Origin of the sequence: Streptomyces sp. NPDC060194, assembly GCF_042728285.1 — a bacterium.
In the GTDB taxonomy this organism is placed as follows: domain Bacteria; phylum Actinomycetota; class Actinomycetes; order Streptomycetales; family Streptomycetaceae; genus Streptomyces.
The window spans coordinates 1-5,660 of the sequence record NZ_JBHWZH010000231.1; the positions used below are offsets into that span (position 1 = coordinate 1).

Genomic DNA, 5,660 nt, shown 5'->3' on the forward strand with positions numbered 1-5,660 from the left:
GCGCTCCTCCGCCGGCGCGGCGGGCTGCGGCGGAAGCGCCACGGCGCGGGTCGCGTCGGCCGGGGGCTCCGCCTCCGCCTCGTCGGGGGCGTCGACGATCGCGGTGAGCAGCGAGCGCGCGCCGGCGTCGTCGAGCCGCTGGTCGGGGTCCTTGGCGAGCAGGCCGTAGATGACCGTCTCCAGCGGGCCGGCCGCCCGGGGCGGTTCGACCGGCTCGGTCATCACCGCGGTCAGCGTGGCGATCGCGGAGCCCTTGTCGTACGGCGGGACGCCCTCGACGCAGGCGTAGAGCAGCCCGCCGAGGGACCACATGTCGGCGGCGGGGCCCGGCTTGCGGCCGCGGGCCCGCTCGGGCGAGATGTAGGACGGCGCTCCGACGAGCATGCCGGTGGAGGTGATGGACGGGTCGCCCTCGACCTGGGCGATGCCGAAGTCGGTGAGGACCACCCGGCCGTCGTCGGAGATCAGGACGTTGGACGGCTTCACGTCGCGGTGCAGGATGCCCTCGCGGTGCGCCGCGCGGAGCACGTCCAGGATCGCCAGGCCCACCTCGGCGGCCCGACGGGGCGTCAGGGTGCCCTTCTCGCGGATGACGTCGGCGAGCGAGGCGCCCTCGATGAGCTCCATGACGATCCACGGGCGGTCGTCCTCGTCGACCACGTCGTAGACGGTGACCGCGCCGGTGTTCCTGATCCGGGCGATCGCCTTGGCCTCGCGCAGCGTCCGGGTGATGAGCCGGCGCTTCTCGTCGTCCTCGATCTGGTTCGGGAAGCGCAGTTCCTTCACGGCGACGGTCCGGCCCAGGGTCTCGTCGGCGGCCCGCCAGACCGTGCCCATGCCGCCCTTGCCGAGCACCTCGCCCAGCCGGTAGCGCCCCGCGAGGAGACGTGCCTCGGTCGTCCCGGCCTGCTTCGCCTCCGACATGCGTCCCCTCTGCTTCCCGAACCCGCCCTGGCAGAGCCACCATTGTCACCCACGCCGGGGACGCCGGACGCCGCGGGTCCACGCACCGCGTTCATGGGCCGGGTACCCGGCCCGCGCGCCCCCACACCGGGCCGCGGCCCGGTCGGCCGCCCCCACCCTCCCCCCGCGGGGCCCCGGGGGCAAGAGCCGCGGCACGGGCCGCCCGCCCGGCGGGAGACGCCCCGTCAGCCGAGCGGCACGATGTCCGGCGCGCCGAGCCGGGCCGCGTCCGCCGTGAGGTCGTCGGGCTGCCGCTGGGACTCGCGCTCGGCCTCGACCCGCTTCTCGTAGTGCTCGATCTCGCGGTCGATCTGCTGCTTGTCCCAGCCGAGCACCGGGGCCATCAGCTCGGCGCACTCGCGGGCGCTGCGGGTGCCCCGGTCGAAGGTCTCGATGGAGATCCGGGTCCGGCGGGTGAGCACGTCGTCGAGGTGACGGGCGCCCTCGTGGGAGGCCGCGTAGACGATCTCGGCGCGCAGGTAGTCGTCCGCGCCCGCGAGGGGTTCGCCGAGCGAGGGGTCGGCGGCGATCAGGTCGAGCAGTTCCTCCGTCAGGGAGCCGAAGCGGCCCAGGAGATGCTCCACGCGGACCACGTGCAGCCCCGCGCGGGCGGCGATCCGGGCGCGCGCGTTCCACAGCGCGCGGTAGCCGTCCGCGCCGATCAGCGGCACGTCCTCGGTGACGCACTCGGCGACCCGCTGGTCCAGGGCGTGGACCGCCTCGTCGACGGCGTCCTTGGCCATCACCCGGTACGTCGTGTACTTGCCGCCGGCCACGACCACCAGGCCGGGCACCGGGTGCGCGACGGTGTGCTCCCGCGACAGCTTGCTGGTGGCGTCGGACTCGCCGGCGAGCAGCGGGCGCAGGCCGGCGTAGACGCCCTGGACGTCGTCCCGGGTGAGGGGGACGGCGAGCACGGAGTTGACGTGCTCAAGGAGGTAGTCGATGTCGGCGCTGGAGGCGGCCGGGTGGGCCTTGTCGAGGTCCCAGTCGGTGTCGGTGGTGCCGACGATCCAGTGCCGGCCCCAGGGGATGACGAAGAGCACGGACTTCTCGGTGCGCAGGATGAGCCCGGTGGAGGAGTGGATGCGGTCCTTGGGGACCACGAGGTGGATGCCCTTGGAGGCGCGGACGTGGAACTGCCCGCGCTCGCCGACGAGCGCCTGGGTGTCGTCGGTCCACACCCCGGTGGCGTTGACGACCTGCTTGGCGCGGACCTCGTACTCGCCGCCCGCCTCGACGTCCTCGACGCGGGCCCCGACGACCCGCTCGCCCTCGCGCAGGAAGCCGGTGACCCGGGCCCGGTTGGCGGCGTGCGCCCCGTAGACGGCGGCGGTGCGGACCAGGGCGGTGACGAAGCGGGCGTCGTCCATCTGCGCGTCGTAGTACTGCAGGGCCCCGACCAGCGCGTCCTTCCTCAGGGCGGGCGCCACCCGCAGGGCGTGCTTGCGGGTGAGGTGGCGGTGGACGGGCAGGCCGCGGCCGTGGCCCGAGGAGAAGGACATCGCGTCGTACAGGGCGACGCCGGAGCCGGCGTAGAGCCGCTCCCAGCCCTTGCCCTTGAGGGGGTAGAGGAACGGCACCGGGCGCACCAGGTGCGGGGCCAGGCGCTCCAGGAGCAGCCCGCGTTCCTTCAGGGCCTCGCGGACCAGGGCGAAGTCGAGCATCTCCAGGTAGCGGAGGCCGCCGTGGATCAGCTTGCTGGAGCGGCTGGAGGTGCCCGAGGCCCAGTCCCGCGCCTCGACCAGACCGGTGGACAGACCGCGGGTCGCGGCGTCCAGCGCGGTGCCCGCGCCGACCACCCCGGCGCCCACCACCAGCACGTCGAGTTCCCGTTCGGCCATCGCGGCGAGCGCCTGCGCGCGCTGCCCGGGTCCGAGTGTCGCTGTCCTCACTGCTGCCTCCCGCTGCGGTCGGGGCCCGGGATCGCGTCGCGGGCCCGGGGGCGTATCCGGACGTGCCTCGTCCCCCGATTCTGTCCGCGTGCCGGCGCTTCAGCCACCGGCCCGCGACATCAGCCTGCCACTCCCGGCGCAACACAGTCGGCGGTTGTCCACAAATCCGTCATGACGGTCATATTTACTCCTAGTCTGACATTGCGTCCCGCCCGTCTGCCCTCAGGAAAGGACGGTCCCCCACATGCCCGCAGATCTCGCCGTCATCGGCCTCGGCCCGCTCGGCCTCCCCCTCGCCCGCGCGGCCGTCGCCGCCGGGATCAGCACCATCGGCTACCAGGCCGGCCCCACCGACCCCGCGGCCGGACCGCTGCCCCCCTCCGACCTGCGCCGGATGCTCGCCGCCGGCTTCCGCCCGACCGCGAACCCGGGGGAACTCGGCCGGGTCCGCACCGCGGTGATCTGCGCCCCCGTCCCCGCCGGCCCCGACGGGACCCTCGACCTCACCGCGGCCACGGACGCCGCCCGCACGCTGGCCGGCCGGCTGCGCCCGCACACCACCGTCATCATCGAGTCGCCGGTCCACCCGGGCACCACCGAGGGGCTGCTGCGCACGATCCTGGAGGACGGGTCGGGTCTGCGCGCGGGCCGCGACTTCCACCTCGCCCACTCCCCCGGCCGCTTCGACCCCGGCAACCGCACCCACGGCTACGCCGCCACCCCCAAGGTGATCGGCGGCCTCACCCCCGCCTGCACCGAGTCCGCGGCGGCCTTCTACGGACGGCTGACGGACAAGGTGGTGCGGGCGCGCGGCTGCCGGGAGGCGGAGTCGGTGCACATCCTGGAGACCAACTACCGGCACGTGAACATCGCCCTGGTCAACGAGATGGCGATGCTCTGCCACGAACTCGGCGTCGACCTCTGGGACGTCATCCGCTGCGCCGAGACCAAGCCGTTCGGATTCCAGGCCTTCCGCCCGGGCCCCGGCGTCGGCGGCCACGGCGTCCCCGTCGACACCATCGGCCCGCACCGCCCGCTGCGCCTGGTCGAACTCGCCTCCCAGGTCAACCAGCGGATGCCCGGCTACGTCATCCAGCGCTGCGCCGCCCTGCTCAACGAGCACGGCAAGTCCGCGCGGGGGGCGCGCGTGCTGCTCCTCGGCGTCACCTACAAGCCGGACCTCGCCGACCAGCAGGGCTCGCCGGCCCAGGAGATCGCCACCCGCCTCATGGGCATGGGCGCCTCGCTCAGCTACCACGACCCCTACGTCCCCGACTGGCGGGTCCTGGGCCGCCCGGTGCCCCGCGCGGACCCGCTCTACGAGGCGGCGGCCGACGCCGACCTGACGGTGCTGCTCCAGCACCACCGCACCTACGACCTGCAGGGCCTCGCCGTCAAGGCCCAGCTCCTGCTCGACACCCGCGGGACCAGCCCGACGGGCGCCGCCCACCGCCTCTGAGCGCCCCTACCGCCGCGCCCCGACGTGCGCCGCCGCGCACGTCGACGGGGCCGCCGACATCCGCACGCTCTCGTCGGCCAGGACGGCCCCGCAGCCCACCCGCAGGCCGGCCGGCAGCTCGTTGCCCGCCCCGACGACCGCCCCGTCGCCCACCACGACGGAGTCGAGGCGGGACCCCGCACCGACCTCCGCGTGCCGGCCGACCACGCTGTGGTGCACCAGGGCGCGCCCGGCGATCCGCGCGCCGGGCAGCACCACGCTGCCCTCGACGACCGCGCCCGCCCCGACCACGGCCCCCGCGCCGACCACGGTGCCCCCGCTGAGCACGGCCAGCGGGTCGACGAACGCCCCGTCGAGCACGAGCGCGTCGCCCACCGGACCGGGCAGCGCGGGTGAGGACACCCGCCCGCGCACCAGGTCCGCGGAGCCCTTCACGAACGCCGCCGGCGTCCCCAGGTCGAGCCAGTACGTGTCGTCGACGACGCCCCGGACGACGGCGTCCGTCGCGAGCAGGTCAGGGAACGTCTCGCGCTCGACGGACACCACCCGGCCGGCCGGTATCCGGTCGATGACCGCGCGGGTGAAGACGTAGGCGCCCGCGTTGATCTGGTCGGTGACGATCTCCTCGGGCGTCTGCGGCTTCTCCAGGAAGGCGGTGACCCGCCCGTCGGCGTCCGTGGGGACCAGGCCGAAGGCGCGCGGGTCGGCCACCCGGGTCAGGTGCAGGCTGACGTCGGCGCCGGACGCCCGGTGGCCGTCGCGCAGCGCGGCGATGTCGAGGCCCGAGAGGATGTCCCCGTTGAGCACGAGGACCGGCTCGTCGGGGCCGCAGGTCAGGTGGTCGGCGGCGTTGCGGATCGCGCCGCCGGTGCCCAGCGGCTCGGCCTCGGTGACGTAGACGAGGTCGAGGCCGAAGACGGCCCCGTCCCCGAAGTGCGGCTCGAACAGCTCGGCGAGGTAGGAGGTGGCGAAGACCACCCGGTGCACCCCGGCGGCGGCCGCGCGGGCGAGCTGGTGGGCGAGGAACGGGACGCCCGCCACCGGAAGGAGCGGCTTGGGCGTGTGGCTGGTGAGCGGACGCAGGCGCGTCCCCTGGCCGCCGACGAGAAGAATCGCTTCGGTCATGGCTGGTCCCCCTGGCAGTCGGGACCAGTCGGGCGCTCCGGCCCGCGACGCCCCCCAGCGCCGGTCCCACCGATCGAACGGTGGGCCTATCCTGCCACCCGCGTTCCCCCGGCAAACGGCGGACGGGTTACGGAGCGGTCAACATCGCCGCGCGCGTCGGGGCGGCCGCAACCCCCCGGACACGCGCGCGGGGCGGCGCCGGATCTCCGGTGCCGCCC

At 75.0% G+C, this 5,660-nt stretch carries 4 protein-coding genes; 1 reads left to right on the forward strand and 3 read right to left on the reverse strand.

Going from position 1 to position 5,660, the window contains the following annotated elements:
* Window positions 1–924 (reverse strand): serine/threonine-protein kinase (locus ACFWEG_RS27965; protein ID WP_387220612.1); only part of this gene is annotated, 924 nt, incomplete at its 3' end.
* 224 nt (window positions 925–1,148) lie between these two features.
* Complete coding sequence (locus ACFWEG_RS27970) at window positions 1,149–2,858, reverse strand: glycerol-3-phosphate dehydrogenase/oxidase (RefSeq protein WP_387220615.1); 1,710 nt, start codon at window positions 2,856–2,858, stop codon at window positions 1,149–1,151.
* Window positions 2,859–3,102: 244 nt separating this feature from the next.
* Here ACFWEG_RS27970 and ACFWEG_RS27975 point away from each other — a divergent pair, with 244 nt between their 5' ends.
* Complete coding sequence (locus ACFWEG_RS27975; RefSeq protein ID WP_387220617.1) at window positions 3,103–4,317, forward strand: nucleotide sugar dehydrogenase; 1,215 nt, start codon at window positions 3,103–3,105, stop codon at window positions 4,315–4,317.
* A gap of 6 nt (window positions 4,318–4,323) precedes the next feature.
* On the opposite strand, the gene ACFWEG_RS27980 is transcribed toward ACFWEG_RS27975, so the two are convergent.
* Window positions 4,324–5,442: an NDP-sugar synthase gene (locus ACFWEG_RS27980; protein WP_387220620.1), complete on the reverse strand. Its 1,119-nt coding sequence runs from the start codon at window positions 5,440–5,442 to the stop codon at window positions 4,324–4,326.
* Window positions 5,443–5,660: the final 218 nt, after the last annotated feature.